Source organism: Ferrovibrio sp., from assembly GCF_046297595.1.
Classification (GTDB): domain Bacteria; phylum Pseudomonadota; class Alphaproteobacteria; order Ferrovibrionales; family Ferrovibrionaceae; genus Ferrovibrio.
The window spans coordinates 310,339-334,213 of record NZ_JBKBHT010000003.1 but is presented as its reverse complement, the minus strand read 5'-3'; the positions used below and the strand labels follow the sequence as shown (position 1 = coordinate 334,213).

Genomic DNA, 23,875 nt, shown 5'->3' with positions numbered 1-23,875 from the left:
ACGCCCGGCCCGGTGGATTTAAATTCGCCTCCGGCTTAAAAGAAATTCCCATGGCCCACCTGCCCAGCCGCCGCCTGCTGCCCCTCAACGCCCTGAAAGCCTTCGAGGCCGCCGGGCGCCACCTGAATTTTACCGCCGCCGCCGAGGAACTCTCGGTCACGCTGTCGGCGATTTCCCACCAGATCCGCCAGCTGGAGGAACTGCTGGGCGTGCCGCTGTTCCATCGCACCCGCAAGGGACTGGTGCTCTCCACCGAAGGCCAGCTCATCCTGCCGGACGTGCAGGAAGGCTTCGACCACCTGGCCTCGGCGCTCTCCAAGCTGGAGGCCCGGCGCGGCGAGGGCACGCTCACGGTGTCGATGCTGTCCACCTTCGCCATGCGCTGGTTCATCCCGCGCCTGCCGCGCTTCCAGGAGCAGTATCCCGATATCGAGGTACGCATCACCACCTCGCTGAAACCCGCCGACCTGGAGCGCGAGGGCATCGACTGCGCCATCCGCCATGGCGACGGCGTCTGGCCGGGCCTGTCCTGCACGCGGCTGTTCTCGGAATCCCTGGTGCCGGTGGCGCATCCGAAATTCGCCGAGGCGATCAAAAAGCCCGCCGACCTGAAGGACCAGAAGCTGCTGCACAGCCAGAACCGGCGCGACGACTGGCGCATCTGGCTCAACTCGGTGGGCGAGACCCGCATCGACGTGAATGTGGGCCAGATGTTCGAGACGCGCTCCTACGCGATCCAGGCCGCCGTCCAGGGCATGGGCATCGCGGTGATGGATCCCGAACTGGTGGCCGAGGAAGTGGCGGCAGGCCGGCTGGTGAAACTGTTCGACAAGACCCTGCCGCTCACCAACGCCTACTGGTTCGTCTGCCTCGAACACATGGCCGACGCGCCGCGCATCAAGGCCATGCGCGACTGGCTGGTGCAGGACGTATCGGCAAAGAGCGGGGAGACGGCAGCGCAATAGCGCGGCTCCGCTGCATGGAGGTATATCATGTGGCGGAAAATCATAACGCGAGTCGTCATCCTGGCCGGGCTGCTGGCCTTTGCGGCCTCGGCAGAGGCGCAGCCCATCCCGATTGGCGATGGCTATCGGGTCGTGAAGGCCGGCGACTACAATCTCGAACTCTTCACTTACAAGCCCGCCGGCTACACGGATGGCGCGCTGCTGCTGGTTTTCCATGGCGTCGCACGCGACGCGGATGTTTATCGCGATAATGCGAAGACCATTGCCGACCGCTATGGCCTTGCGGTAGTTGCGCCGCTGTTCGACAAGAATCGCTTTCCCTCGGCGCTTTATCAGCGCGGTGGCATCGCCAACCAGAAAGCGTTGCAGCCGCAGGAGAAATGGATCGGCACAACCCTGCTCAGGCTGATCGAGATTCTGCGTCGTGAAGAAGGCCGGGCGGATTGGCCCTATTACCTGATCGGCCATTCCGCCGGCGGCCAGTTTCTCAGCCGCTTTGCCGCCTTCGTGCCGCATGCGGCAAAGCGCATCGTCGTCGCCAATCCGTCTTCGTGGGTCTTCCCGACGGCGAAAGAGGAATTTCCCTACGGCCTCGGCGGCGCCACCGCTTCGCTGGTCAACGACGACTTTATGAAACGCTATCTGGCGGCGCCGCTCACCGTCTATCTCGGCATGACCGATACCGGCACCACAAACCGGGACGATAACGAAGATGCGGTCGAACAGGGCGTCACACGCCATGAACGCGGCCTGAATTTCTTCCGCGCCGGGCAGGCATTGGCACAGGAAAAGGGCTGGGTGCTGAACTGGCGGCTGGTCGAGGTGCCAAAGGTGGGGCACAGCAGCAAGCGCATGTTCGATGCGCCGCAGGTGAAAGACGCCCTATTCGGCCCCTAATCGGACGGCCATTTGCCGTACCATGCTGCGCACGATCAGCTTGTGGAACGGCATGATGAGCGTCAGGTAGACGCGGCCGATCCAGTTATGGGTGGCGACTGCGGTGGTCAGCGTGATGCGGCTGCCGCCTGCTTCCGCGTCGATCCGCATCAGGGCGCGGAAATCCAGGTGGCCGTCATCCAGGCCGGACACGACTTCCGTTTGCGACTCGCGCAGCACCGGAAAGCCCGTGTGTATCTTGGGCGCCTTGTAGCCCAGCCGGCGCATGATGGCATTGCGCGTCGCCAACAGCGTGGCGACCCAGGCCGGCGGCGTGCTGAAGAACGCCGCCGAGAGTTCACGCGCGTCCAGATCGCGGCGCGCGACCGCCACGCTGAAGGCATCGGCGAAATCGCAGCCCGGCAGGCTGGCGAGGAAGGCGGGATCGGGCAGTGCGGGCGTGACGAGGATCATGGCCGCAGTTGACGCTGTCGCGACCGTCGGGTCCAGCATCGCCGTGCAATAAAAAAGCCGCCGGCCAGGATTTGCTCCCGGGCCGGCGGCCTTTCAGGCAATGATCTTCGATCAGCCCTTGCGATTGTCGAGGCTGAGCGGACCGGCGCCGAAGGCGGCGACGAACAGCAGGCCGCCCACGATGGCGAGGTTCTTGAAGAAGTTGATCTGCTGCATCATCACCTGCTCGGCCGGCACGGCCCAGAAATTGTGGAAGATCACGGCAGCGACGAAGGTGAAGGCGGTCAGCACCAGGGCGGCATAGCGCGCCTTGAAGCCCAGCAGCAGCGCGGCGGCCACAACAACCTCGACGACGATGGTGCCGGCGGCGGCCACCTGCGGCAGTGGCAGGCCCTTGGAGGCGATATAGCCCACCGTGCCTTGGAAGCCGCCGATCTTGTTGATGCCGGCAGGGATGTAGAGCAGCGCGATCAGGATGCGGCCCAGCAGCGGGGCGAATTTTTCAATGGCGGTCATGGGAAGTGTCCTTTGCTTTTTTGACGTCTGGTGAAGTGCGGGGCAGCACCAGTCTATGGCGCCGCCCCGATTCCGTGATCTACACGAAACGGTGATTCAGGCTTTATGCCGGGCTGTTTACGCCGCCTTCTCCATCGCGGCCATCGCTTCGGCCTCGCGGGCCAGCGCACGCTGCACGGCCGGGCGCTGCTTCATGCGCTCGGCATGCTTGGCGTAGTTCGGATAGGCCGACAGGTCGAGGCCCAGTTTCGAGGCCCAGTTGAAGAACACGAAGATATAGGCATCGGCCGCCGACCACTCGCCGAACACCCAGTCCTTTCCGGTCACGGCCTTTTCGATCAGCGCGAAATTCGCCGCCGTCGCCTTGGTGGCCAGCGCCTTCACATTGTCGGCGCTGTCCGGCAGGTCGCAGAAATTCTGCGGGCCGAAGAAGCGGCTCATCACCGGATGCACGCCCGAGGCGCACCAGGCAACAAACGCCAGCGCCTCGGCTTCCTTCAGCGCGTCGCCCGTGGGCAGCAGCTTGGCATTCGGATAGCTGCGGTTCAGCCAGGTGATGATCGCGGTATTCTCGGTCAGCATGTGGCCGTCGATGCCCAGCATCGGCACCTTGCCCTTGGGGTTCAGCGCCAGGTATTCCGGGGTGCGGGTCTGGCCCTTGCGGGTATAGGTCGGCTTCGGCGTGAAGGCCGCGCCGGCCTCTTCCAGGCAGATATGGGTCGCCAGCGAGCAGGCGCCGGGCGAGAAGTAGAAATCGAGCTTGGCCATCCGGGCTTAATCCTCCTTGTATCGGCGCGAAACCGCCGGACCAGAGGGATAGGCCATAGTAGTATCCATTTGCAAGCAGGCACCAATAGGCTCTATACTTGCCAAATGGATACCAAGGGCGACCTCGATTTCCGCCACGAGCTGACCGCAGACGGCCAGCCGCTCTGCGCGCGCATGATCTGCGCCACGCTCGACCTGATCGCCAACAAATGGGCGGTGCCGATCATCCTCACCCTTGCGCGGGCGAAAGGCGAGCCGCTGCGCTTCTCCGAACTTTCCCGCTCCATTCCGCTGATCACCCAGAAGGAGCTGACCAAGCAGCTCCGCGCGCTGGAAACCGCCGGCCTGGTCGGCCGCCGCGTACATGCCGCAGTGCCGCCCAAGGTCGAATACTGGCTCACCGATCTGGGCCAGTCGCTGCGGCCCGTGCTGGATGCGCTGGGGAAGTGGGCGGCGCAGAACGGCCCGCGCCTGCGTGGATCGCAGGATCGCGCTGCGGCGGAATAGCCACGCTGTAACAGAAGCAGACAAAGAAAAGCCGCCCGCATCCCCATGAAGGATGCAGGCGGCTTTCAACTCAAAACCGCATGTCAGAAAACGCGTCGCCGGCCGGGCTGCACCCTGGGCCGGCGCGAGGATCAGGCCTTGTCGGCCGCGCCCTGGTTGTCGCGCTTCTCGGTGATGCGGGCGGCCTTGCCGGTGCGGCCGCGCAGGTAATACAGCTTGGCGCGACGCACGTCGCCGCGGCGCACCACCACGATCGACTCGATGCGCGGGCTGTACAGCGGGAAGATACGCTCCACGCCTTCGCCGTAGGAAATCTTGCGTACGGTGAACGACGAATTCACGCCGCGGTTGGAGCGGGCAATGCACACGCCTTCATAGGCCTGCACGCGCTCGCGGCCGCCTTCGACCACCTTCACGTTGACCTTCAGCGTGTCGCCGGGGCCGAAATCGGGCACCGCACGGGCGGCGACCAGAGCGTCGGACTGCTCTTTCTCGATCTGCTGCAACAGGTTCATGGCACTCAGCCTTTCTCTTCGTAAAAGTCCAAACTCGTTTCAATCCTTCGCCGCCGGCTTGCGCCGGCGGTAACGCTCCCACAGGTCCGGCCGGCGCTCGGCGGTGATCTTTTCCGCCATCTCGCGCCGCCAGGCTGCGATCCTCTCGTGGTGGCCCGACAGCAGCACCTCCGGCACCGCGCGGCCCTCCCACATTTGCGGCCGGGTATACTGGGGATATTCCAGCAAGCCGTCCGCGAAACTCTCCTCGGTGCCGGACTCTTCGGCACCCATCACTCCGGGCAACAGCCGCACCACCGCGTCGATCAACGCGTAGGCTGCGATCTCGCCGCCCGAGAGGACGAAATCGCCGAGGCTGACCTCGACGACGGGGCGTGCCTGCAGCAGGCGCTCGTCCACCCCCTCGAACCGACCGCAGATCAGCGTCGCGCCGCCTGCCGCCTTCACCTCATGCACCAGCGCCTGGTCCAGGCGCCGGCCACGCGGCGAGAAATAGATCAGCGGCTGTTCCGCCGCTGCACTCCCCGCGCCGGCCAGCGTCTCATCGATCGCTGTCGCCAGCACGTCGGGCCGCATCACCATGCCGGGCCCGCCCCCGCAGGGGGTGTCGTCGACGGTGCGGTGTTTATCGCGCGCGAAATCGCGGATGTCCACCGCCGTCAGCGACCACCGGCCCTCGACAAGGGCCCGTCCGGCCAGGCTCTGGCCCAGCGGGCCGGGGAACATCGCGGGATAGAGCGTCAGCACCCGCGCATTCCACGGCATCGCCGCTGCCATACGTTACGCCCCGACCTTCCGGTCTTCGTCCTTCCGGTCCTCGTCCGTCTCCGGATCGCCCAGCCAGAAGGCCGGTTCGACCAGCACGCGACGCTCCACAAGGTCCACTTCCGGCACCGCATCGTCGGTGAACGGCACCATCGCCGAACGCCCGCCTTCGGTTTTCACTTCCAGCATGTCGCCGGCGCCGTAATTATGCACCGCCATCACCTGGCCCAGTACGCGGCCGGTGGTGGTGATCGTCGCCAGGCCGATCAGATCGGCGTAGTAGAACTCGCCCTCTGCGGCCGGCGGCAGGGCGCTGCGCGGCACGAACAGTTCCGTGCCCTTCAGCGCTTCCGCCGCGTTGCGGTCGTCGATGCCCTTGATACCCGCAATCACCACATCACCCTTGGCAATACGCCGCACGGTCAGCCGGAACGTCTTCTCGCCGCGCGCATCCTGCAGGGGACCGTAATCCCCCAGGGCCTCCGGATCGCCGGTGAAGGTCTTCACCTTCACCTCGCCGCGGACGCCCTGCGCGCCGATAACGACACCGAGCAGGACCGTGTCGGTCATGCTGCAAGCGTCGCCGGCTTACTGCGCGTCGCCGGCCGGGGCGGCAGCAGCCTCGGCGGCCGCCTTCGCGGCTTCCTCGGCAGCCTTGATGCGCTCCTGCGCCTTGGCCTTCGGCTTGCCCTTCTCCGGGTTGTTGCCGTGGGTCCAGGTCATCAGGCCGGCCTTGGCGAAGAAGCTGGCGCAGCGGTCGGACGGCGTGGCGCCCTGGCTCAGCCAGTACTTCACGCGCTCGACGTCGAGCTGCACGCGCTCGCGGTCCTTCGGCAGCATCGGATCATAGGAACCGATCTTCTCGATGAAGCGGCCATCGCGCGGGCTGCGCGAGTCGGCCACCACGATGCGATAGTACGGGCGCTTCTTGGCGCCGCCGCGGGTCATGCGGATCTTGACGGACATGGTCTTCCTTCCAGTTAAACGTTGAAACCCAGAAACTCGAAAACAAACGAACTCATTCAGCGCAGCCTTACAGCTTCGGCATGCCGGGCATGCCCGGCAGCATCGCACCCATGCTGCGCATGAAACCCTTCTGGCCGAGCTTGGACATGCGCTTCATCATGTCGGCCATCTGCATATGCTGCTTCAGCAGCTTGTTCACATCCTGCACCGAGGTGCCCGAACCCGCCGCGATGCGCTTCTTGCGCGAGGCGTGGATCACCTTCGGGTTCTTGCGCTCGTCCTTGGTCATCGAGCCGATGATGGCTTCCTGGCGCTTCAGCACGGTCTCGTCGACGTTGGCCTGGGCCATCTGCTGCTTCACCTTGCCCACGCCGGGCAGCAGGTTCATCACGCCCGACATGCCGCCCATCTTGCGCAGCTGCTTGAGCTGGCTGGCCATGTCGTCCAGGTCGAACTGGCCCTTCTGCACGCGGGCAGCCAGGCGTTCGGCCTCTTCCTTCTCGATCGTCTCGGCGGCCTTCTCGACCAGGCTGACGATGTCGCCCATGCCGAGGATGCGCTGCGCGATGCGCTCGGGATGGAATGTCTCCAGCGCATCGGCCTTTTCGCCCACGCCGATCAGCTTGATCGGCTTGCCAGTCACGGCGCGCATGCTCAGCGCCGCGCCGCCGCGGCCGTCGCCGTCCACGCGGGTCAGCACGATGCCAGTGACGCCGACGCGCTCGTTGAAGCTTTTTGCGACATTGACGGCATCCTGGCCGGTCAGGGCATCGGCCACCAGCAGCGTCTCGTGCGGCTGCACGGCGTCGCGCACGGCCGCCACTTCCAGCATCAGTGTCTCGTCGATATGCAGGCGGCCGGCGGTATCCAGCAGCAGCACGTCGTAACCGCCCAGCTTGGCGGCCTGCAGGGCGCGTTTGGCGATATCCACCGGCATCTGGCCGGCCACGACGGGCAGCACGGGAATGCCGTTCTGCTCGCCGAGAATTTTAAGCTGTTCCTGCGCGGCGGGGCGATAGACGTCCAGCGACGCCATCAGCACCTTCTTGCGCTCCTTCGTCTGCAGGCGCAGTGCGATCTTCGCCGTGCTGGTCGTCTTGCCCGAACCCTGCAGGCCGACCATCAGCACCGGCACCGGCGGCACGGCGTTGAGGTTGATCTCCTCGCCTTCGCCGGCACCGCCCAGCATCTCGACCAGGTGATCGTGAACGATCTTGATCACCATCTGGCCCGGCGTCACCGAGCGCAGCACTTCCTGGCCGACGGCCTTGGCCTTCACGCCGTCGATGAAGCTTTTGACGACGGGCAGGGCGACATCGGCTTCCAGCAGCGCCACGCGCACTTCGCGCAGGGCTTCCGAGACATCGGATTCCGTCAGCGCGCCGCGCTTGCGCAGCCGCTCGAAAACCTCGCCCAGTTTGCCGCTCAGAGACTCGAACATGTCGACCCTGAAATTCCTCAAAGCATGGCCCAAAACAAATTGACGCCCGTGCGCGACACTCGCGGACGGACGGCGATCCTCGGACCGGATTGCTCCCAAAAGTCGGAAAGCGCGCGGAATAAAGCGGTTTGGGGGCCAGAAGTCAAGGCGGGCCGCGGTCAGACTCGCCGCCGCAGACAGCGGACGTGTTCCGGGGGCCTCAGCGGGGGCGGGCAAAGCTGTCCGGTTCAAGCCCGGACATGGCGGGATTTTGTATTAATAATATTTAGATCAATGGGTTAAGGCGTCAGCGCCCGGATCGCAGCGACCAGCTTTCGCGGATCCACCGGTTTTACCAGCACCTCGTTCATGCCGCAGGCCAGGCATTCCCGGCGCACTTCGGCCCCGTCGGCCGCCGTGATGCCGATGATCGGGATTTTCATCCCGCGTGGCCCGCCGGCCAGGCGGATTTCCTGGGTCGCCTTGATGCCGTTCAGGCCCGGCATGCGGATATCCATCAGGATCACGGCGATATCGGCATTCTCGATGAACAGGCCGATGGCCTCGCGGCCATCCATGGCGAACAGGGTGGTGAAGCCCAGCGCGCCGAGCAGTTTCTCGAAGGCGGCGCGGCCGGCCGGGTTGTCCTCGGCCACCAGGGCCCTGCGCATTGGGGCTTTGCGCATCGGTTTAGCGGGCGATGGTCCGGTCAGGGCGTAAGCTCGCGCGGCATCTCGGCGCGGATGAAGCCCAGCGGCGCCAGCCATTCGCGGTCGTTGAGCTTCGCGCGGCTGATCCAGCCGCTGGCCGAGCCCAGGCGGAAGCCGCCTTCCAGCTTCACCGGCAGCCAGACGGCGAAGCCCGGCGGCTGAACCAGCCAGATATAGGTCGGCTGCTGGTCCTTCTCGCTCCAGCTCGCCAGGTATTTCCGATCATAACCGGCGATCGGTTCGCTGCGGATTTCGCATTTGAAGGCCGGGCCGTCATAGGCGGTGCGGTTATGCGGCTGCACCATGTCGGGCCCGACCGGTGCGTAATGCAGGTTATAGCGCCGGCGCCCGTCATAGACCGCGTCGCTGCCCGTGCAGGGTGGTTCGCTGCCCTCGCGCAGGGCACGGGCGAAAATCGCCGTGGTGGGATCGACCGTGCCGATCTTGAGATGGTCGGGCACTTCGTCGCGGTCATCCTCGTCGTTGGGCGGGCTGACTTCCGCCACCGGCAGGCCGTCTTCGCCCCAGCGCATGCGCGTCATGCGTTTCGACCAGCTTCCGTCGCTCTGGATGTCGTAGCGCAGCGGCTTGAGTTCGTCGCCGTCGATCCGCGCCGCGGCCTGGCCGGTCATGGTGAAGCTCATCGCCCAGTCCAGCATACCCGCCGTGCGCATGGCGGTCGCCATTTCAAAGGTCTCCGCCTTGCGTTCCGCCGTCACCGTGAAGTCCACGCCCTTGGCGCCCAGGGCATAAACGCTGAAGCCCAGTTCGGCGCTGTGCAGGCGTTGGGTCAGGCGCTCGGGCGTTCGGGAATCGGGGTTCTGCCCCGCGGCCGCGAAAGCGGGGCCGGCGGCGATTGGCAGGGCCAGCAGGAATCCGGTCGCAAGCGATACGGCGTGGCGCATGACTTATACTTTAGTCTTGTTTTGCCGATTTCCAGAGCGCCATTTTGCGGAAATAACGGCTTGACGCGGCTTTGTTCGCGTCCTGGTCGGATTATACCGCGGCCTGATCGCCCAGGCGCCTCGTTCAGGCGTCGGTTGATCGCAATTCTCGCGAAATCGCCAGGCGCAGGCCGCGCAGCAGGTCCTCGCCGGCGCGGTCCATGTCCGGGCGCGTTTCGGCCCGCCGCAGGGCATAGAGTGCGTCGATCAGCAGGCCGATCACACCCAGATGGCGTTCCTCCGACGGCAGGGCGCGGCGCAGGCAGTCGCTCAGCAACTCCACGCCGGCCGCCATCATGCGCCAGTTCGCCGTCTCGCAGGATTCCAGCAGAGCGTCGCAATCGCGCTGGGCATCGCCCAGGAACAGCAGGGCGGAAACCACATCCTCGCGCGCCTTGGCGAACCGCGCGCGCATCAGGTCGATGCGGGCGGCCACGGCGGCGGGGTCGACCTGCGGCGGCGTTTCCGTGCTGACGATATCGGTGGCGGTATCCTCCACCCGGCGTGCCGTGCGCGACAGGTCGGCCCGCGCCTGCTCAAGCCGGCGCAGAGGATCGTTCGGAAGCGGTGATTCATTCCGATTCGCCATGGTCTTACCGGAATACGAATCCCGGGGAGTCGCTGTCAATCTTGTTCTATGCAAAACCGACTGCCCGCTCGCAAAAGTTGTAAATTCTTGGTGAAGAGCGGCAGCTTTGCTAGGCTGGTAATGGGGAAACAATCAAACGGGTGAAGCGTGTGACCATGCTGGCCGAGCCTGTCGCCGCCGCGCAGACCGACCCGGAAGCGCGCCCCCCGGAAACTCGCGTCCGGGACACGCCACGCCAGCGTCGCCTGTCCGCCCGCATCGTCGATGCCTTCGTGCCGCCGGCCGTGCTGCGCGAGGGCGATCCGCGCAGGCTACACCGCTATCGCAGCAACCTGCAGCTTACCTTGTCGGTCGCCGCCGCTTTGCTGCTGATCCCGCCCTATCTGCTGATCCGTTCCGGCCTCAATCTGTGGGAAGTGGCGGGCTTCGTCTCCATGATTGGCGGGCCGCTGGCCGGCGCGCTGCTGATCCGCTTCACCGGCAACATCGCGCTGGCCATCGGCCTGATGGCGCTGAATGGCGGCCTTGGCAACACGGTGCTCACGCTGGGCACCGGTGGGCTGGCCTCCAGCTTCGCGCTGTTCAGCGTGCTGGGTCTGGCGCTCACCATGCTCACCAACAACGGCCGCGTGATCGCCTGGGTCGCGGCGATGGCCAGCCTGAATTTCATCGTGCTGCTGGTCTGCCATCTGCTTGATCTCGTGCCGGCCTTCGATGTGCCGCGCGGGGAACAGATGCTGCTGTATTTCCTCTGCCTGATGTTCGCCGTGCTGCTGATGACGCGCTCGGCCATCGCGTCCCTGCGCGCACGCACCATCTCGCGAGCCGCGCTGCAGGCCGCGCGCATCGAGGCCGAGGCGGCGACGAAGGCGAAATCCGATTTCCTCGCGATGATGAGCCACGAAATCCGCACGCCGATGAACGGCGTGCTGGGCCTCACGCGCCTGCTGCTCAACACGAAGCTGGACGAGGAACAGCGCGGCCTGGCCGCCACGGCGCTGCAATCGGGCGAGGCCCTGCTCGCCATCCTCAACGACATCCTCGATTTCTCCAAACTCGAGGCCGGCCGTATCGACCTGGAGGATATCGACTACGATTTCGCCGCCCAGGTGCATGCCGCAATCGCCTTGCTGGCGCCGCGTGCTGCCGAGAAGGGCCTGGTCCTGCGCCACGAGATCGCGCCCGATCTGCCGCCATACCTGCGCGGCGATCCCGGCCGCCTGCGCCAGGTGCTGCTCAACCTGATCTCCAACGCGATCAAGTTCACCGAAAAAGGCAGCGTCACGGTGAAGGCTGGTATGGCCGACGGCCGGTTGCATGTTGCCGTCCAGGATACCGGCATCGGCATCGCGCCCGAACAGGCCAGCCGGCTGTTCGCGCGATTCTCCCAGGCCGACTCTTCCATCACGCGGCGTTTCGGCGGCACCGGGCTGGGCCTGGCGATCTGCCGCGCACTGGTCGAGGCGATGGGCGGCGAGATCGGCGTCGACAGCAAACCGGGCGCGGGCAGCACATTCTGGCTGCGCCTGCCCCTGCGTGAAGGTGCCGCACCGCGCGCAAAGGCAGCGACAGCGCCGCGCGCACCCCTGCCGCGCCTGCGCATCCTGGTGGCCGAAGACAACGCGGTGAATCGCAAGGTTCTGGGCGGCCTGCTGGCGGCGCGCGACGATGCCGGCGAACACGATGTGATCTTCGCCGAAACCGGCCGTGCCGCGCTTGATCTTGCCGCCACGCAGGATTTCGACCTGATCCTCACCGACCTGCACATGCCCGAGATGGACGGCATCGCCGCCACGCGCGCCATCCGCGCCCTGCCGCCGCCCCATGGCCGGGTGAAGATCATTGCGGTTACCTCCAGCATCGGGCCCGATGGCATGCGGCGTTGCCTGGAAGCCGGCATGGACGGTTTCGTGGCCAAGCCGGTGCATCCCGATGCGCTCGACCTCGCCATGCGCCGCGCGTTGGGTCTTGCCGATGTGGAAGCCTCAATCGCCGCCGGCGCTGACGAAGCCGCCGCCAGCCTCGATCACGATCCGGCTGCTTTGCGCATGCTGGTCGATGGGGTGGGCCACAGGGGGCTGGCCGAACTGATCGACCTGTTTTTCGCCATGCTGGGCGATGTGCGGCATGAACTGGCCGCATCCATGCAGGCGGGCGACTGGCCGCGCCTGGCGCGCCAGGCCCATACGCTGCGCGGCCCGGCGGGCAGCCTGGGGCTCAACCGCGTGCTGGATCTGGCGCGGCGGATCGAAGCGGCGGGATTGGCCGGGCCGGTCGACGCGGCGTTGCTGACGGAACTGAACGACGCGCTGGAACAGGGCAGCGGCTGGCTGCATGAGCAGCGCGCCATGCTGGGGGATGGAGACAGGGCGGAATGACCGATTTCAAGGATTTGTGGGTGCTGCTGGTCGAGGACGATACATACTCGCAGCGCATGACCCAGATGATGCTGCGGCAATACGGCGTGGAAAAGCTGGAGACGGCCAATAACGGCGCCAAGGCGCTGGAGATGATCCAGCAGGTGAAGGGGCATTACGACCTGATCGTTTCCGACTGGAACATGCCCGAGGTCACCGGCCTCGACCTGCTGAAGGCGATCCGCGAGATGGGCGTGCGCACCAAGTTCCTCATGCTCACCAGCAATGCCGGCAAGGAGTTCGTGCTGCAGGCGCGCGAACACCGGGTGGATGCCTATATCGCCAAGCCGTTTTCCTCGCTGCAGCTCAAGCAGAAGCTGATCGCCCTGTTCAACATCCGGCCCTGGTAAGCACGACGGAGAAGCCCGATTCGGCGCCCATCTGTTGGTGGCGCGATGGGCGGGGCTTGGCTAAGGTCGCGCCATGTCGCCCACGCTTCATGCCGGCCGCCGCGCCGCCGATCCCGCCCAGCTGGCCGAACGCCTGCTGACCGGCGACCGGCGCGCGCTGGCCCGCGCCATCACCCTGGTGGAATCGAGCCATCCGCAGGACCAGGCCGCCGCCGACACCCTGCTGCAGGCGATCCTGCCGCATACGGGCCAGAGCACGGCCGGCAAGAAGACCGGCGCAATCCGCATCGGCATTTCCGGCACGCCCGGCGTGGGCAAGTCCAGCTTCATCGAACGCTTCGGCCTGTTCCTCACCGGGCAGGATCTTAAAGTGGCCGTGCTGGCGGTCGATCCGTCGTCCTCGCTCTCGGGTGGGTCGATCCTGGGCGACAAGACCCGCATGGAACAGCTCGGCCGCGAACCCAACGCCTTCATCCGGCCATCGCCCTCGGGCGGCTCGCTCGGCGGCGTGGCGCGGCGCACGCGCGAGGCGATGCTGCTGGTGGAGGCCGCCGGCTTCGACGTGGTGCTGGTGGAAACCGTGGGCGTCGGCCAGTCGGAAACCACCGTGGCCGAGATGGTCGACATGTTCCTGCTGCTGCTGGCGCCGGCCGGTGGCGACGATCTGCAGGGCATCAAGCGCGGCATCATGGAACTGGCCGACCTCGTCATCATCAACAAGGCCGATGGCGACCTGCTGCCCAAGGCGCGGCTGGCTGCCGCCGACTACCGCATGGCCTTGCAGCTCATGCGCCCGCGCCATGCCGAATGGAAACCCGAAGTGCAGATGGTCTCGGCTTTGCTGAACGAGGGCATCAATGATGTCTGGCGCATCATCGGCGAATATCGCAAGGCGCTGGACAAAACCGGCGCGCTCCAGGCCCAGCGTCGCAAACAGGCCGAACACTGGCTGTTACGCGAATTGCAGGATGGCCTGCTCGACTGGCTGCGCCGCGACCCGGCCATCGCCGAAGAACTGCCGCGCCAGCAGAAAGCCGTGGCCCAGGGCAAGATCACGCCGGCGGCCGCGGCGCGCAAACTGCTCGGGATGCTGCGGACATGAGTTGGCCCACGCAGTCCGGCCGTTTCGATCTCGGTGATGTCCAAACCCAGTCGGGCGAAACGATCCGGGGCGCCTTCATCAGCTGGAAAACGCATGGCACGCTGAATGCGGCGCGCGACAACGTGGTGCTCTATCCCACCAGCTATTCGGCCCAGCATCCCGATCTGGAATGGCTGGTCGGTCCCGATGGCGTGCTCGATCCCACGCGCTGGTTCATCGTGATCCCCGACATGTTCGGCAACGGGTTGTCCTCCAGCCCGTCGAACACGCCGGGTTACCCGCATCTGGTCACCGCGCATGATAACGTGGCGGCGCAGCGCCATTTCCTGAAAGAGCAGTTCGGCATCGAGAAACTGCATGCCGTCTATGGCTGGTCGATGGGCGCGCAGCAGGCCTATCACTGGGCCGCCGATTTCCCCGATGCCGTGGCGCGCATCGTGGTGAATTGCGGCAGTGCGCGCACCGCCACCCATAACAGGATTTTTCTGAAAAGCCTGATGGCCACGCTGGAGGCTGCGCCCGAGCATGTCGGCCATGGCCGCTTCAGCGCGCCGCCCCGAGCTGCGATCCGCGCCTTCGGCCGCATCTATGCGAGCTGGGCGCTCAGCCAGGATTTCTACCGCGCCGATCTGCATCTGTCGGCATTGAAGGCCCCCGATCTGGAGACCTTCCTGCGCACCGACTGGGAAGAGCGTTATGCCCGCCGCGATGCCGCCGACCTCTATGCGCAATTGCGCACCTGGGAAGCCGGCGATATCAGCAGCCTGCATCATGGCGGCGACCTGACGGCGGCACTGAAGGCGATCCGGGCGAAGGTGCTGCTGATGCCGGGCGCTACCGACCTGTATTTCCGCGTCGCCGACAACGAGGCGGAACTGCCGCATCTGGCGGAGGCCGAACTGAAGCCGATCCCCAGCATCTGGGGCCATCGCGCCGGCAACCCGGTGCAGAATCCGCCGGACGCGGAATTCATCAGAGAGAACGTGCGGCGGCTGCTCGACAGCTAGTGCCGCGCTCAGGGCTCCAGCCGGGGTGCCGTATTCGGGGTCACCGGATCGATGGCGCCGCTACCTTCGCCAGCCCCGCGGGGCAGCACGTCCCCCTTGATCGGCAGCGGCGTGCCCAGCCACAGGGCGTGCACCAGATGGTCGTCATACTGCGCGCCGGTATTGGGGTGGACCAGGATGCTCAGGCCCTGCCGGTTGAGCATCAGCCATGGAACCAGCTGCGGGAAAACCTCAACCGCGAAGGCGATCTGATACATCGCCAGCACATGCGGCCCGACCGGCTGCTCGTGCCAGCGGCCAAGCTGCACGGCAAAGCGTTCGGCCACCTGATCGCGGATCGTCGCGGCGGCGGCGCGTTGCGCCGGCCCGTCGAAATAGACATGGGCGTGATAGCTGGCGATGCCGGCCAGCGGGCGCGGTGCCCCGCTCACGCCCCTGCCAGCCATCGCTTCGCCAGCTGATGCGCCAGCGCCAGCGGCGGCGAGAGGCGGGGCGAAGCTTCCATGTCGGTGGATTTCACCCGCATCTCCTCCACCTCGTCGCGGCTGAACCAGCGCGCCTCTTCCAGCTCAGTGGGGTCCACGGTGATCGCGCTGCTGGTCGCCTCCGCGATGCAGCCGATCATCAGCGAGGAGGGGAACGGCCAGGGCTGGCAGGCCACATAGCGCACCGCCCCCGTCTCGATCCCGGATTCCTCCAAAATCTCGCGGCGCACGGCTTCCTCGATGGTCTCGCCCGGCTCCATGAAGCCGGCCAAAGCCGAATACATGCCGGGCGGAAAGCGCGACTGCCGACCGAGCAGCACCATGTCTTCGCCGGTCGCCTCGTCGCGCCGCACGGCCAGCATGATCACCACCGGATCGGTGCGCGGGAAATGCTGCGCCTTGCAGGCCTCGTTCGTGCAATGCCGGCTGTAGCCGGCTTCGGCGATCTGCGTGGGGCTGCCGCACTGGGCGCAGAAACGATGGCGCTGGTGCCAGTCGGTCAGGCTGCGCGCCTGGGCCAGGATCGCGGCCTCCTCGGGCGGCAGCATCGCCGCGATCGAGCGCACGTCGATGAACTTGATGGCCTCGCCATGCAAATCGGCGGTGGTTTCGTCCGCATCGCAGTCGACGGCAAAATGCGCGATGCCGGCCTCGTCCAGGCCGAGGAACAGGCAGGGCAGGGTTGCATGGGCATCGGCCCAGGCGGTATCCAGCCAGGCGATGCGCGCCGGTTTCGCCGTGATGTCGACCAGGGCTTTCAGCTCGCGTAAGGGCAGGAAGCGGCTGTCGGCCCGGCGGCGTTTTTCCCCCAGCCAGGCGGGGTCGCGGCGCGGATTGCCGGCGCGGTCCAGATTCGAGCCGGAAAAGACGATGGGCTTGGGTGGGCGAGGGGCGGTAAGCATGCCGAAACGCTGGCATATCCGGCGCGCCGCGTCCATTGCCGGCCGAGCCTGGAATTGCGACTCCCTACCCATTGAAAACCATGGCTTAATGACGGATATAAGGCCCGGGAGGTTGGTGGCGGACGGGCGCCTCGCCAACCCGGTCAGGTCCGGAAGGAAGCAGCCGTAACGAGTTTCCGCTCGGGTCGTTGTCAGCCTCCCACCGCATCCTTGCCCAGTCCGGCGCTTGCTGCCCGGGCGCAGCCCATTCAAGCAAAGGGCCCGTGAGCGAATGAGCCTGTGAGCGAATGAGTCAGCCGGCGCCCTATCGCGTGCTTGCACGCAAATACCGCCCCAGCAATTTCGCCGAGATGATCGGCCAGGATGCGCTGGTCCGCACGCTCACCAATGCCATCGCCACCGGCCGCATCGCCCAGGCCTTCATCCTCACCGGCGTGCGCGGCGTGGGCAAGACCACCACCGCCCGCATCATCGCCCGCGCGCTGAACTGCACCGGGCCCGACGGCCAAGGCGGCCCGACCATTTCGCCCTGCGGCGTCTGCGACAACTGCAAAGCCATCGCCGAAGACCGGCATCCGGACGTGTTCGAGATGGACGCCGCCTCGCGCACCGGCATCAACGACATCCGCGAGATCATCGAGGCCGTGCGCTACGCCCCCTCGATGGCGCGCTACAAGATCTACATCATCGACGAAGTGCACATGCTCTCCACGGCGGCCTTCAACGGCCTGCTCAAGACGCTGGAAGAGCCGCCGCCGCATGTGAAATTCGTCTTCGCCACCACCGAAATCCGCAAGGTGCCGGTCACGGTGCTGTCGCGCTGCCAGCGTTTCGATCTCAAGCGCGTCGAGATCGCCGTGCTGAACGGACATTTCAAGCGCATCGCCGAGGCCGAAAACGCCCAGATCGACGAGGATGCGCTCACGCTGATCAGCCGCGCCGCCGAAGGCTCGGTGCGCGACGGCCTCTCGCTGCTCGACCAGGCGATTGCCCATGGTGCCGGAAGCGTGAATGCCGAACTGGTGCGCGACATGCTGGGCCTCGCCGATCGTGGCCAGGTCTTCGCCCTGCTCGATCTGCTGCTGCATGGCCAGCTGGCCGAGGCGCTGGATAACCTGCAGGCGCAGTACAATCTGGGCGCCGATCCCGCCGTGGTGATGCAGGATCTGCTCGATCTCACCCACTGGCTGACGCGCGTCAAGGTCATCGGCGGCACGCCCGACGATGTGACGCTGCCCGAAAGCCAGCGCCAGCGCGGCAAGGAACTGGCCGCCAAGCTCGGCATGCCGGTGCTGGCGCGCTCGTGGCAGATGCTGCTCAAAGGCCTGGCCGAGGTGCGCAGCGCGCCGGTGCCGCTGGCGGCGGCCGAAATGGTGCTGGTGCGCTTCGCTTACGCTGCCGACCTGCCCAGCCCGGCCGATCTGGCCAAGGAATGGAAAGAGAAGGGCGGTCCCGGTATTGCCCCCGGTGGCCCGCGTGCGCCGCTGGGCGGCGGTAACGGTGGCGGCAATGGCGCGACGGCAACCGCCGTCGCCGCGCAGCCGCGTGCGGTGGCCTCACCCGCGCCTCAGCCGGGTGAAACCGTTGCCCTGGCGACGGTGCCGACCAGCTTCCCGGCCCTGGTGCAGCTGGCGAAGGACATGCGCGAGGGGATTCTCGCGGCCGAGCTTTACAACGACGTGCATCCGGTCAGCTTCGAGCCCGGCCGCATCGAATTGCGGCTTGAGCCCGGCGCGCATCACGATCTGCCCGGCCGCCTGATCGAAAAGCTTAAACAATGGACCGGCCAGCGCTGGGTGGTCAGTTTGAGCAAGCTGCCGGGCGAGCCGACCCTGGCCGAGCAGGAACAGGCCGAGGAATCCCGCCGCCGTGCCCATGTGCAGGCGCATCCGCTGGTGCAGGCGGTGCTGACCGCTTTCCCCGGCGCCGTGCTTGAGAGTGTGCGCGAGGCCGCGCCGCCCGAGCCCGAAGCTGTTGAGGAAGACGCCGGCGACGGCTATGTCACCGACGATATCGATCCGCTCGACGAGCTGGATTGAGATAGGAGTGCGCCATGAAGAATCTCGGCAACATGCTGAAGCAGGCCCAGCAGATGCAGCAGCGCATGCAGGAAATGCAGGCCGAGCTGGAGCAGCGCGAGGTGCAGGGTTCGGCCGGCGGCGGCATGGTGATCGTGACGCTGAACGGCAAAAGCGAGCTGCGCGGCGTGAAGATCGATCCCAGCCTGCTGGTGCCCGACGAGGTCGAGGTGCTGGAAGACCTGATCAAGGCCGCCCATGCCGATGCCAAGGCGCGCGCCGACCGCGAGATGGCGGAAGAGATGCAGAAGCTCACTGCCGGCCTGCCGCTGCCGCCGGGCATGAAGCTGCCCTTCTGAGTTTTCCGTCATGGCCGGTCCCGAGATCGAGCGGCTGATCCAGCTGCTGGCGCGCCTGCCCGGCCTGGGCCCGCGTTCGGCGCGGCGTGCCGCGCTGCATCTGCTCAAGAAAAAAGACGCCCTGCTCAACCCGCTGGCGGCCAGCCTGCGCGAAGTGGGCGAGAGCGTGCACGCCTGTTCGGTCTGCGGCAATCTCGATACCCGCGATCCCTGCGCCATCTGCACCGACGAACGCCGCGATGCCGGCCTGATCTGCGTGGTGGAAAGCGTGGCCGATCTCTGGGCGCTGGAACGCGCCGGCGTGTTCCGTGGGCGTTACCATGTGCTGGGCGGCACGCTCTCGGCGCTGGATGGCGTCGGCCCGGCCGACCTGAATGTCGACAGCCTGATTGCCCGCGTGCAGGCCGGCCAGGCTGGCGAAAAGAAGGTGCGCGAGGTGATCATCGCCACCAACGCCACGGTGGAAGGCCAGACCACGGCGCATTACATCACCGACCGATTGCAGCATGCCGGCGTGGCGATTAGTCGGCTCGCCCATGGCGTGCCTGTCGGCGGCGAACTGGATTATCTCGACGACGGTACACTCGGTGCGGCGCTGAAGGCGCGACGCCCGCTGTAAAAGTCACTCGTCACCCCCGGCCGAGCATCAGCGAGAGCCGGGGTCCCATTTGTGCGGCACTAACGGAAACGGGATCCCGGCTCGCGCGATGCGAAAGGCATCGCTTGGCCGGGATGACGAAAGGGGCTGCGCCGATGCCTCACTCTGACACCCCGCACTACTATCGTATTCCGCCGCCCGGCTTCCGTGGCTAGACTGGACGATAATGATTCGTCGACTCGCCATCGCCGGCCTGCTTCTGCTGGGCCTGTCGTCCGCCGCCCGTGCGGTCGAGTTGCGGCTGGTCTATATCGAGCAGGATGCCAGCCCCTATCTCACCGGCAGCGGCCCGATCATCCCCGCCCGGCCGGGCATCGCCGTCGAGCTGGTGCAGCGCACGGTGACGCGCCTGGGCGGCCGGCTGGTGCTCACCCGCATGCCGGCGCGGCGCATGATCCAGGAGGTGAAGGCCGGCCGGCAGGACGGCGTCCTCGGTTTCCGTTATTCCGCCGAACGCGCGCAGGACCTGGTCTTTCCCATGCGCGACGGCCAGCCCGATGCCACGCGCCATGCCGCCCGCCTGGCCCATTCGCTCTATCGCCGGCAGGGCAGCGCCATCACCTGGGACGGCCGGCGTGTTGGCGGCCTCACCACGCCGCTTGCGGTCAGCAGCACCCAGCTGGTGGCCGACGCGCTGCAGGCCCAGGGCATCGAGATCATCCGCATCGAAAACAGCGGCCAGATGTTCGCCATGCTGGCGCTGGAACGCGTCGATGCCGTGGTGTCGATTGACATCATCGGCGACCGCCAGATGGTCGAGCAGCCCTCGACGCAGGCTGGGACCCGCATCGAAAAGGTGATACCGCCGGTGCTGATCGAGGATTTCCATGTGCCGCTCGGCCATGCTTTCCATGCCGCCAATCGCGACTTCGCCGAGCGGCTGTGGCGCATGATAGGCGAATTGCGCGATGCCACCTATGCCGAGCTCACGCCGGTCTACGTCACCACTAGCCCCTGAATGTATCCTTGCGCTTGCGCGTCTCGGCGAACACCGCCACGTCGTCGGCATCCGCCATTCCTAAGGTCGCGCGCAGATTCGCGCTCATCGGCCGCAGGAAGGGATTGGTGGCCTTCTCCTCGCCCAGCAACGACGGTACGGTCGGCTGGCCCTTTGCGCGCGCCGCCCTGATGGCCTCGTAACGCGTTTTCAGCGCCGCATTGTCCGGTTCGACGGTGACGGCGAAGCGCGCGTTGGATTCGGTATATTCATGGGCGCAATAGACCCGCGTGTCGTCGGGCAGGACGCGCAGCTTGCTCAGCGACGTCCACATCTGCGCCGGCGTGCCTTCGAACAGCCGGCCGCAGCCCAGGGCGAACAGCGTATCGCCGCAGAACAGGGCCTTCGATTCGGGGAACCAGAAGGCGATATGCCCTTTGGTGTGGCCCGGTACGTCGAAGATGCGGGCTTGCTCGTCGCCCAGGCTCCAGGTCTCGCCGTCCTTCAGCGCCACGTCGATACCCGGGATGCGCTCGGCATCGGCTTTTGGCCCCACGATCTGGCAACCCGTGGCCTCTTTCAGCGCCATGTTACCGCCCACATGGTCGGGATGGTGGTGGGTGTTGAGAATATGGGTGAGTGTCCAGCCGCGTTTCCGCAATTCGGCCAGAACCGGCTCATGCACGGCGGGATCGACCACGCCGGTGGCGCCCGTCGCCGGATCATGGGCGAGGTAGACGTAATTGTCGTTCAGCACGGGAATCTGCACGATATCGAGGGGCATGGCATCGTTCTCAAGTCAGACGGGAAGCTGCTAATATAGCGCCATGCTGCGGCCGGACATCATCGATCTGCGCGAATTCTACGCCAACCCGCTGGGCCGGGCGGTGCGTCGGCTGCTGCGCCCGAAACTGCGGGCTTTCTGGCCGAATGTGCAGGGCATGACTGTGCTGGGGCTGGGCTATGCCACGCCCTATCTGCGCATCTTCGAGGGCGAGGCCGAACGGGTGATCGCCGCCATGCCGGGGCCTCAAGGAGTCGTGCGCTGGCCGCGCGGCCTGCCCGGCCGGGTCATGCTGGTGGACGAGGACGACCTGCCGCTGCCCGATGCGTCTGTCGACCGCCTGCTGCTGATGCATGCGCTGGAGAATTCCGAGAATGTGCGCGCCCTGCTGCGCGAGGTCTGGCGTGTGCTCACGCCGCAGGGCCGGCTGCTGGCCGTGGTGCCGAACCGGCGCGGCCTGTGGGCGCATATCGAGGCCACCCCGTTCGGCCAGGGGCACCCGTATACGCCGCCGCAGCTCACCCGGCTGATGCGCGACGCGATGTTCTCGCCCACCCAGTCGCAGGCGGCCCTGTGGCTGCCGCCCTCCGACCGCGCCTTCGTGATCCGGGCGGTGAATGCCTGGGAGAAGACGGGCGAGATCCTGTGGAACCGCTTTTCCGGCGTGCTGCTGGTGGAGGCCGAGAAGCAAGTCTATGCCGGCGTGCCGGCCCGCGCCGTGAAAGCGAAACAGCGCGCCTTCGTGCTTAATCCATCGCCATCGGCGCGGCTGGGTACGCAGCGCGACGGTTCAGGTCCCGCGCCAGCGTAATACGCGCACGGCCTACCGGCGGTGCAATACATAAACAGCCTGGGCGCCGAACCAGTTCGCCGCCGCGCCCTGCAGCTTCCAGCCATTGCGGTTGCCATGGCCGTCCACGGCGATGCGCTGCTCGACGATGAAACCGTCGCGGGCGCAGAGCTCGTCGAAATCCTGGATGGTGCAGAGATGGATGTTCTGCGTCTCGTACCAGGGATCGTCCAGCGCCGCCGTCATCGGCATGCGACCGCCGAACATCAGCTGCAGCCGCACCCGCCAATAGGCGAAATTGGGGAAGGACACGATGGCGCGCCGGCCGATGCGCAGCATCTCGTGCAGCACCTTGCGCGGGTTGCGTGTGGCCTGCAGGGTCAGGCTCAGCACCACATAGTCGAAGGCGGCATCGGGATAATCCGGCAGGTCGGTATCGGCATCGCCCTGGATCACGCTTAAGCCCCGCGCCACGCAGGCATTCACGCCGCTCTGGCGGATTTCGATGCCGCGCCCGTCCACCTGCTTCTCGCGCGCCAGGTATTCCAGCAGCGCGCCGTCGCCGCAGCCCACATCCAGCAGGCGGCTTTTGGGCGCCACCATCTCCGCGATCATCAGCAGGTCGCGGCGGATGTCCTTGTATGTGCTCTCGCTGCTCATTTCCGGTCTCCCTGCGGGAGCCCGCCATTCAGGCCGCGCTGTTCGGCGCAGCCCTCGATGAAGCCTTTCAGCGTGCGGAACATCACCGGCTCGTCCAGCAGGAAGGCATCGTGGCCCTTGTCGGTCTCGATCTCGACGAAGCTGACATTGGCCGCCGCCGCGTTCAGGGCGCGCACCACTTCCTTGCTCTCCGCCGTGGGGAACAGCCAGTCGGAGGTGAACGACACCACGCAGAAGCGCGTCTTCGTGCCCTGGAAGGCATTGGCGAGATTGCCGCCCGCCTGCGCGGCGAGGTCAAAATAATCCATCGCGCGGGTGATGTAGAGATAGGAGTTGGCGTCGAAACGCTCCACGAAGGTCGAGCCCTGGTGCAGCAGGTAGCTTTCAACCTGGAACTCGGTCTCGAAGCCGTAGGTGATGCGTTCGCGGTTCTGCAGGTTCCGGCCGAACTTGCGGTGTAAGGCTGCTTCCGACAGGTAGGTGATATGGGCGGCCATGCGCGCCACAGCCAGGCCGGCGCGCGGAATCGTGTCGTGGTCGAAATAATCGCCCTGGTGCCATTGCGGATCGGCATAGATCGCCTGGCGGCCCACCTCGTGGAAGGCGATGTTCTGCGCCGAATGCTTGGCGGCGCAGGCGATCGGGATGGCCGAGAAGACGCGGTCGGGGTAACTCGCCGCCCATTGCAGCACCTGCATGCCGCCCATCGAGCCGCCGATCACGCAGAACAGCTGATGGATACCCAGATGGTCCAGCAGCATGGCCTGGGCATTCACCATGTCGCGGATGGTGATGACGGGGAAACGCAGGCCATAGGGCTTGCCCGTCGCCGGATCGGTCTCGGCCGGGCCGGACGAACCCATGCAGCCGCCCAGCACATTGGCGCAGATCACGAAGAATCTATCGGTGTCGATGATCTTGCCCGGACCCACCGCAGTCAGCCACCAGCCCGGCTTGCCGGTCACCGGATGGGTGTTGGCCACATGCTGGTCCATGGTGAGCGCATGGCAGATCAGGATCGCGTTCGACTTATCGGCATTCAGATGCCCATAGGTCGTGTAGGCGATCTGGTAGGGACCGAGGTCCAACCCGCAATCGAGCTTCAGGGGCAGGGTTTCGCCTAAAGTGACCCGGTGGCCGGGACCGACGGGATCGTGGCGGGACAGGGGGGGGAGCGCGGCACTCATGGCAGGCAGCCGGAATATCCTACAGGGCTTGGAGCGGGGGATATTCGCCGGCCGGAATCGGCCTGGACGAAGCCCGGCCGGGACCCTGTCCGGCGCGGGCTCCCGTGCTTAGTGACCCCCGCCGATGGTGTCAATGTTTTCTTTGCTTTTCAGGGGCGAAGCCCCTAAGACTATGCGGTTTTTTCAGCCCCCGGTATCCTGTTT

Annotated in this window: 28 protein-coding genes and 1 other RNA gene; 13 read left to right on the top strand and 16 right to left on the bottom strand. The window is 66.1% G+C overall.

Annotated features, from left to right (window positions below; translation table 11 throughout):
- Positions 1–50: 50 nt before the first annotated feature.
- Together gcvA and ACK4FJ_RS10505 are read left to right on the top strand one after the other, a co-directional pair.
- Positions 51–965 carry a transcriptional regulator GcvA gene (gene gcvA / locus ACK4FJ_RS10510; protein WP_409766142.1) on the top strand — a complete coding sequence of 305 codons (915 nt, stop codon included), beginning with the start codon at positions 51–53 and terminating at the stop codon, positions 963–965.
- Positions 966–992: 27 nt separating this feature from the next.
- Entirely contained in the window at positions 993–1,862 is an 870-nt protein-coding gene (locus ACK4FJ_RS10505) for a hypothetical protein (RefSeq protein WP_409766140.1), read from the top strand.
- Here ACK4FJ_RS10505 and ACK4FJ_RS10500 read toward each other — a convergent pair.
- The 3 genes from ACK4FJ_RS10500 to ACK4FJ_RS10490 form a co-directional block, all read right to left on the bottom strand.
- Positions 1,848–2,315 (bottom strand): DUF2867 domain-containing protein, encoded by a 468-nt coding sequence (locus tag ACK4FJ_RS10500; protein ID WP_409766138.1) that lies wholly within the window; start codon positions 2,313–2,315, stop codon positions 1,848–1,850. The two genes, ACK4FJ_RS10505 and ACK4FJ_RS10500, sit on opposite strands and share 15 nt — an antisense overlap.
- 111 nt (positions 2,316–2,426) lie before the next feature.
- Complete coding sequence (locus ACK4FJ_RS10495; protein ID WP_409766135.1) at positions 2,427–2,831, bottom strand: DoxX family protein; 405 nt, start codon at positions 2,829–2,831, stop codon at positions 2,427–2,429.
- A gap of 117 nt (positions 2,832–2,948) precedes the next feature.
- Positions 2,949–3,599 carry a glutathione S-transferase family protein gene (locus ACK4FJ_RS10490; protein ID WP_409766133.1) on the bottom strand — a complete coding sequence of 217 codons (651 nt, stop codon included), beginning with the start codon at positions 3,597–3,599 and terminating at the stop codon, positions 2,949–2,951.
- 105 nt (positions 3,600–3,704) lie between these two features.
- Here ACK4FJ_RS10490 and ACK4FJ_RS10485 point away from each other — a divergent pair, with 105 nt between their 5' ends.
- Positions 3,705–4,106, top strand: a complete 402-nt coding sequence (locus ACK4FJ_RS10485; protein ID WP_409766130.1) for a winged helix-turn-helix transcriptional regulator — start codon at positions 3,705–3,707, stop codon at positions 4,104–4,106.
- A 131-nt stretch (positions 4,107–4,237) separates the two neighbouring features.
- On the opposite strand, the gene rplS is transcribed toward ACK4FJ_RS10485, so the two are convergent.
- From rplS to ACK4FJ_RS10445, 8 genes are all read right to left on the bottom strand, one after another.
- Positions 4,238–4,621 (bottom strand): 50S ribosomal protein L19, encoded by a 384-nt coding sequence (rplS, locus tag ACK4FJ_RS10480; RefSeq protein WP_409766128.1) that lies wholly within the window; start codon positions 4,619–4,621, stop codon positions 4,238–4,240.
- A gap of 39 nt (positions 4,622–4,660) precedes the next feature.
- On the bottom strand, positions 4,661–5,398 hold the full coding sequence (gene trmD / locus ACK4FJ_RS10475; RefSeq protein ID WP_409766126.1) for a tRNA (guanosine(37)-N1)-methyltransferase TrmD: 738 nt from the start codon (positions 5,396–5,398) through the stop codon (positions 4,661–4,663).
- Between the two features lie 3 nt (positions 5,399–5,401).
- A complete protein-coding gene (gene rimM / locus ACK4FJ_RS10470) occupies positions 5,402–5,956 on the bottom strand; it encodes a ribosome maturation factor RimM (protein WP_409766124.1) in 555 nt (184 codons plus the stop codon).
- An 18-nt stretch (positions 5,957–5,974) separates the two neighbouring features.
- Positions 5,975–6,352 carry a 30S ribosomal protein S16 gene (rpsP, locus tag ACK4FJ_RS10465; RefSeq protein WP_300295478.1) on the bottom strand — a complete coding sequence of 126 codons (378 nt, stop codon included), beginning with the start codon at positions 6,350–6,352 and terminating at the stop codon, positions 5,975–5,977.
- 67 nt (positions 6,353–6,419) lie between these two features.
- Positions 6,420–7,793 carry a signal recognition particle protein gene (gene ffh, locus ACK4FJ_RS10460; protein WP_409766122.1) on the bottom strand — a complete coding sequence of 458 codons (1,374 nt, stop codon included), beginning with the start codon at positions 7,791–7,793 and terminating at the stop codon, positions 6,420–6,422.
- A 278-nt stretch (positions 7,794–8,071) separates the two neighbouring features.
- Positions 8,072–8,458, bottom strand: a complete 387-nt coding sequence (locus ACK4FJ_RS10455) for a response regulator (RefSeq protein ID WP_409766120.1) — start codon at positions 8,456–8,458, stop codon at positions 8,072–8,074.
- Positions 8,459–8,481: 23 nt separating this feature from the next.
- A complete protein-coding gene (locus ACK4FJ_RS10450) occupies positions 8,482–9,387 on the bottom strand; it encodes a DUF3108 domain-containing protein (RefSeq protein WP_409766118.1) in 906 nt (301 codons plus the stop codon).
- 124 nt (positions 9,388–9,511) lie between these two features.
- Entirely contained in the window at positions 9,512–10,015 is a 504-nt protein-coding gene (locus ACK4FJ_RS10445; protein WP_409766117.1) for a hypothetical protein, read from the bottom strand.
- Positions 10,016–10,155: 140 nt separating this feature from the next.
- Here ACK4FJ_RS10445 and ACK4FJ_RS10440 point away from each other — a divergent pair, with 140 nt between their 5' ends.
- The 4 genes from ACK4FJ_RS10440 to ACK4FJ_RS10425 all read left to right on the top strand — a co-directional run bounded on the left by ACK4FJ_RS10440 (position 10,156) and on the right by ACK4FJ_RS10425 (position 14,891).
- Positions 10,156–12,393 (top strand): ATP-binding protein, encoded by a 2,238-nt coding sequence (locus ACK4FJ_RS10440; RefSeq protein WP_409766114.1) that lies wholly within the window; start codon positions 10,156–10,158, stop codon positions 12,391–12,393.
- Positions 12,390–12,782, top strand: coding sequence for a response regulator (locus ACK4FJ_RS10435; protein WP_409766111.1), 393 nt, complete (start codon positions 12,390–12,392; stop codon positions 12,780–12,782). The genes ACK4FJ_RS10440 and ACK4FJ_RS10435 overlap by 4 nt, the downstream gene beginning before the upstream one ends.
- Before the next feature lie 73 nt (positions 12,783–12,855).
- Positions 12,856–13,884, top strand: coding sequence for a methylmalonyl Co-A mutase-associated GTPase MeaB (meaB, locus tag ACK4FJ_RS10430; RefSeq protein ID WP_409766109.1), 1,029 nt, complete (start codon positions 12,856–12,858; stop codon positions 13,882–13,884).
- Positions 13,881–14,891: an alpha/beta fold hydrolase gene (locus tag ACK4FJ_RS10425; protein ID WP_409766107.1), complete on the top strand. Its 1,011-nt coding sequence runs from the start codon at positions 13,881–13,883 to the stop codon at positions 14,889–14,891. The genes meaB and ACK4FJ_RS10425 overlap by 4 nt, the downstream gene beginning before the upstream one ends.
- A gap of 8 nt (positions 14,892–14,899) precedes the next feature.
- Here ACK4FJ_RS10425 and ACK4FJ_RS10420 read toward each other — a convergent pair whose 3' ends face one another.
- Both ACK4FJ_RS10420 and nudC read right to left on the bottom strand, forming a co-directional pair.
- Entirely contained in the window at positions 14,900–15,322 is a 423-nt protein-coding gene (locus tag ACK4FJ_RS10420; RefSeq protein ID WP_409766105.1) for a DOPA 4,5-dioxygenase family protein, read from the bottom strand.
- Positions 15,319–16,278 carry an NAD(+) diphosphatase gene (gene nudC, locus ACK4FJ_RS10415; RefSeq protein ID WP_409766103.1) on the bottom strand — a complete coding sequence of 320 codons (960 nt, stop codon included), beginning with the start codon at positions 16,276–16,278 and terminating at the stop codon, positions 15,319–15,321. The genes ACK4FJ_RS10420 and nudC overlap by 4 nt, the downstream gene beginning before the upstream one ends.
- Before the next feature lie 107 nt (positions 16,279–16,385).
- Between nudC and ffs the strand changes: the two genes are divergently transcribed.
- The 5 genes from ffs (at position 16,386) to ACK4FJ_RS10390 (ending at position 20,271) form a co-directional block, all read left to right on the top strand.
- Positions 16,386–16,481, top strand: an RNA gene (gene ffs, locus ACK4FJ_RS10410) — signal recognition particle sRNA small type.
- A gap of 84 nt (positions 16,482–16,565) precedes the next feature.
- On the top strand, positions 16,566–18,317 hold the full coding sequence (locus ACK4FJ_RS10405) for a DNA polymerase III subunit gamma/tau (RefSeq protein WP_409766101.1): 1,752 nt from the start codon (positions 16,566–16,568) through the stop codon (positions 18,315–18,317).
- 14 nt (positions 18,318–18,331) lie between these two features.
- Positions 18,332–18,655, top strand: coding sequence for a YbaB/EbfC family nucleoid-associated protein (locus ACK4FJ_RS10400; protein ID WP_409766099.1), 324 nt, complete (start codon positions 18,332–18,334; stop codon positions 18,653–18,655).
- A 10-nt stretch (positions 18,656–18,665) separates the two neighbouring features.
- Complete coding sequence (gene recR / locus ACK4FJ_RS10395; RefSeq protein ID WP_409766096.1) at positions 18,666–19,274, top strand: recombination mediator RecR; 609 nt, start codon at positions 18,666–18,668, stop codon at positions 19,272–19,274.
- Between the two features lie 205 nt (positions 19,275–19,479).
- A complete protein-coding gene (locus tag ACK4FJ_RS10390) occupies positions 19,480–20,271 on the top strand; it encodes a substrate-binding periplasmic protein (protein WP_409766093.1) in 792 nt (263 codons plus the stop codon).
- Here the strand turns inward: ACK4FJ_RS10390 and gloB are convergent.
- Positions 20,261–21,034 (bottom strand): hydroxyacylglutathione hydrolase, encoded by a 774-nt coding sequence (gene gloB / locus ACK4FJ_RS10385; RefSeq protein WP_409766091.1) that lies wholly within the window; start codon positions 21,032–21,034, stop codon positions 20,261–20,263. The genes ACK4FJ_RS10390 and gloB overlap by 11 nt on opposite strands.
- Before the next feature lie 43 nt (positions 21,035–21,077).
- On the opposite strand from gloB, the gene ACK4FJ_RS10380 reads away from it, so the two are divergent.
- Positions 21,078–21,845 carry a class I SAM-dependent methyltransferase gene (locus tag ACK4FJ_RS10380; protein WP_409766089.1) on the top strand — a complete coding sequence of 256 codons (768 nt, stop codon included), beginning with the start codon at positions 21,078–21,080 and terminating at the stop codon, positions 21,843–21,845.
- Between the two features lie 12 nt (positions 21,846–21,857).
- Here the strand turns inward: ACK4FJ_RS10380 and metW are convergent, their stop codons facing one another.
- A complete protein-coding gene (metW, locus tag ACK4FJ_RS10375; RefSeq protein WP_409766087.1) occupies positions 21,858–22,484 on the bottom strand; it encodes a methionine biosynthesis protein MetW in 627 nt (208 codons plus the stop codon).
- Positions 22,481–23,671 (bottom strand): homoserine O-acetyltransferase, encoded by a 1,191-nt coding sequence (locus tag ACK4FJ_RS10370; RefSeq protein ID WP_409766085.1) that lies wholly within the window; start codon positions 23,669–23,671, stop codon positions 22,481–22,483. The genes metW and ACK4FJ_RS10370 overlap by 4 nt, the downstream gene beginning before the upstream one ends.
- Positions 23,672–23,875 lie beyond the last annotated feature (204 nt).

Bases quoted from the DNA above. Each gene is read 5' to 3' on its own strand.
- gcvA (WP_409766142.1), top strand. From the start codon at position 51: ATGGCCCACCTGCCCAGCCGCCGCCTGCTGCCCCTCAACGCCCTGAAA.
- ACK4FJ_RS10505 (WP_409766140.1), top strand. From the start codon at position 993: ATGTGGCGGAAAATCATAACGCGAGTCGTCATCCTGGCCGGGCTGCTG.
- ACK4FJ_RS10500 (WP_409766138.1), bottom strand. From the start codon at position 2,315: ATGATCCTCGTCACGCCCGCACTGCCCGATCCCGCCTTCCTCGCCAGC.
- ACK4FJ_RS10495 (WP_409766135.1), bottom strand. From the start codon at position 2,831: ATGACCGCCATTGAAAAATTCGCCCCGCTGCTGGGCCGCATCCTGATC.
- ACK4FJ_RS10490 (WP_409766133.1), bottom strand. From the start codon at position 3,599: ATGGCCAAGCTCGATTTCTACTTCTCGCCCGGCGCCTGCTCGCTGGCG.
- ACK4FJ_RS10485 (WP_409766130.1), top strand. From the start codon at position 3,705: ATGGATACCAAGGGCGACCTCGATTTCCGCCACGAGCTGACCGCAGAC.
- rplS (WP_409766128.1), bottom strand. From the start codon at position 4,621: ATGAACCTGTTGCAGCAGATCGAGAAAGAGCAGTCCGACGCTCTGGTC.
- trmD (WP_409766126.1), bottom strand. From the start codon at position 5,398: ATGGCAGCGGCGATGCCGTGGAATGCGCGGGTGCTGACGCTCTATCCC.
- rimM (WP_409766124.1), bottom strand. From the start codon at position 5,956: ATGACCGACACGGTCCTGCTCGGTGTCGTTATCGGCGCGCAGGGCGTC.
- rpsP (WP_300295478.1), bottom strand. From the start codon at position 6,352: ATGTCCGTCAAGATCCGCATGACCCGCGGCGGCGCCAAGAAGCGCCCG.
- ffh (WP_409766122.1), bottom strand. From the start codon at position 7,793: ATGTTCGAGTCTCTGAGCGGCAAACTGGGCGAGGTTTTCGAGCGGCTG.
- ACK4FJ_RS10455 (WP_409766120.1), bottom strand. From the start codon at position 8,458: ATGCGCAAAGCCCCAATGCGCAGGGCCCTGGTGGCCGAGGACAACCCG.
- ACK4FJ_RS10450 (WP_409766118.1), bottom strand. From the start codon at position 9,387: ATGCGCCACGCCGTATCGCTTGCGACCGGATTCCTGCTGGCCCTGCCA.
- ACK4FJ_RS10445 (WP_409766117.1), bottom strand. From the start codon at position 10,015: ATGGCGAATCGGAATGAATCACCGCTTCCGAACGATCCTCTGCGCCGG.
- ACK4FJ_RS10435 (WP_409766111.1), top strand. From the start codon at position 12,390: ATGACCGATTTCAAGGATTTGTGGGTGCTGCTGGTCGAGGACGATACA.
- meaB (WP_409766109.1), top strand. From the start codon at position 12,856: ATGTCGCCCACGCTTCATGCCGGCCGCCGCGCCGCCGATCCCGCCCAG.
- ACK4FJ_RS10425 (WP_409766107.1), top strand. From the start codon at position 13,881: ATGAGTTGGCCCACGCAGTCCGGCCGTTTCGATCTCGGTGATGTCCAA.
- nudC (WP_409766103.1), bottom strand. From the start codon at position 16,278: ATGCTTACCGCCCCTCGCCCACCCAAGCCCATCGTCTTTTCCGGCTCG.
- ACK4FJ_RS10405 (WP_409766101.1), top strand. From the start codon at position 16,566: ATGAGTCAGCCGGCGCCCTATCGCGTGCTTGCACGCAAATACCGCCCC.
- ACK4FJ_RS10400 (WP_409766099.1), top strand. From the start codon at position 18,332: ATGAAGAATCTCGGCAACATGCTGAAGCAGGCCCAGCAGATGCAGCAG.
- recR (WP_409766096.1), top strand. From the start codon at position 18,666: ATGGCCGGTCCCGAGATCGAGCGGCTGATCCAGCTGCTGGCGCGCCTG.
- ACK4FJ_RS10390 (WP_409766093.1), top strand. From the start codon at position 19,480: ATGATTCGTCGACTCGCCATCGCCGGCCTGCTTCTGCTGGGCCTGTCG.
- gloB (WP_409766091.1), bottom strand. From the start codon at position 21,034: ATGCCCCTCGATATCGTGCAGATTCCCGTGCTGAACGACAATTACGTC.
- ACK4FJ_RS10380 (WP_409766089.1), top strand. From the start codon at position 21,078: ATGCTGCGGCCGGACATCATCGATCTGCGCGAATTCTACGCCAACCCG.
- metW (WP_409766087.1), bottom strand. From the start codon at position 22,484: ATGAGCAGCGAGAGCACATACAAGGACATCCGCCGCGACCTGCTGATG.
- ACK4FJ_RS10370 (WP_409766085.1), bottom strand. From the start codon at position 23,671: ATGAGTGCCGCGCTCCCCCCCCTGTCCCGCCACGATCCCGTCGGTCCC.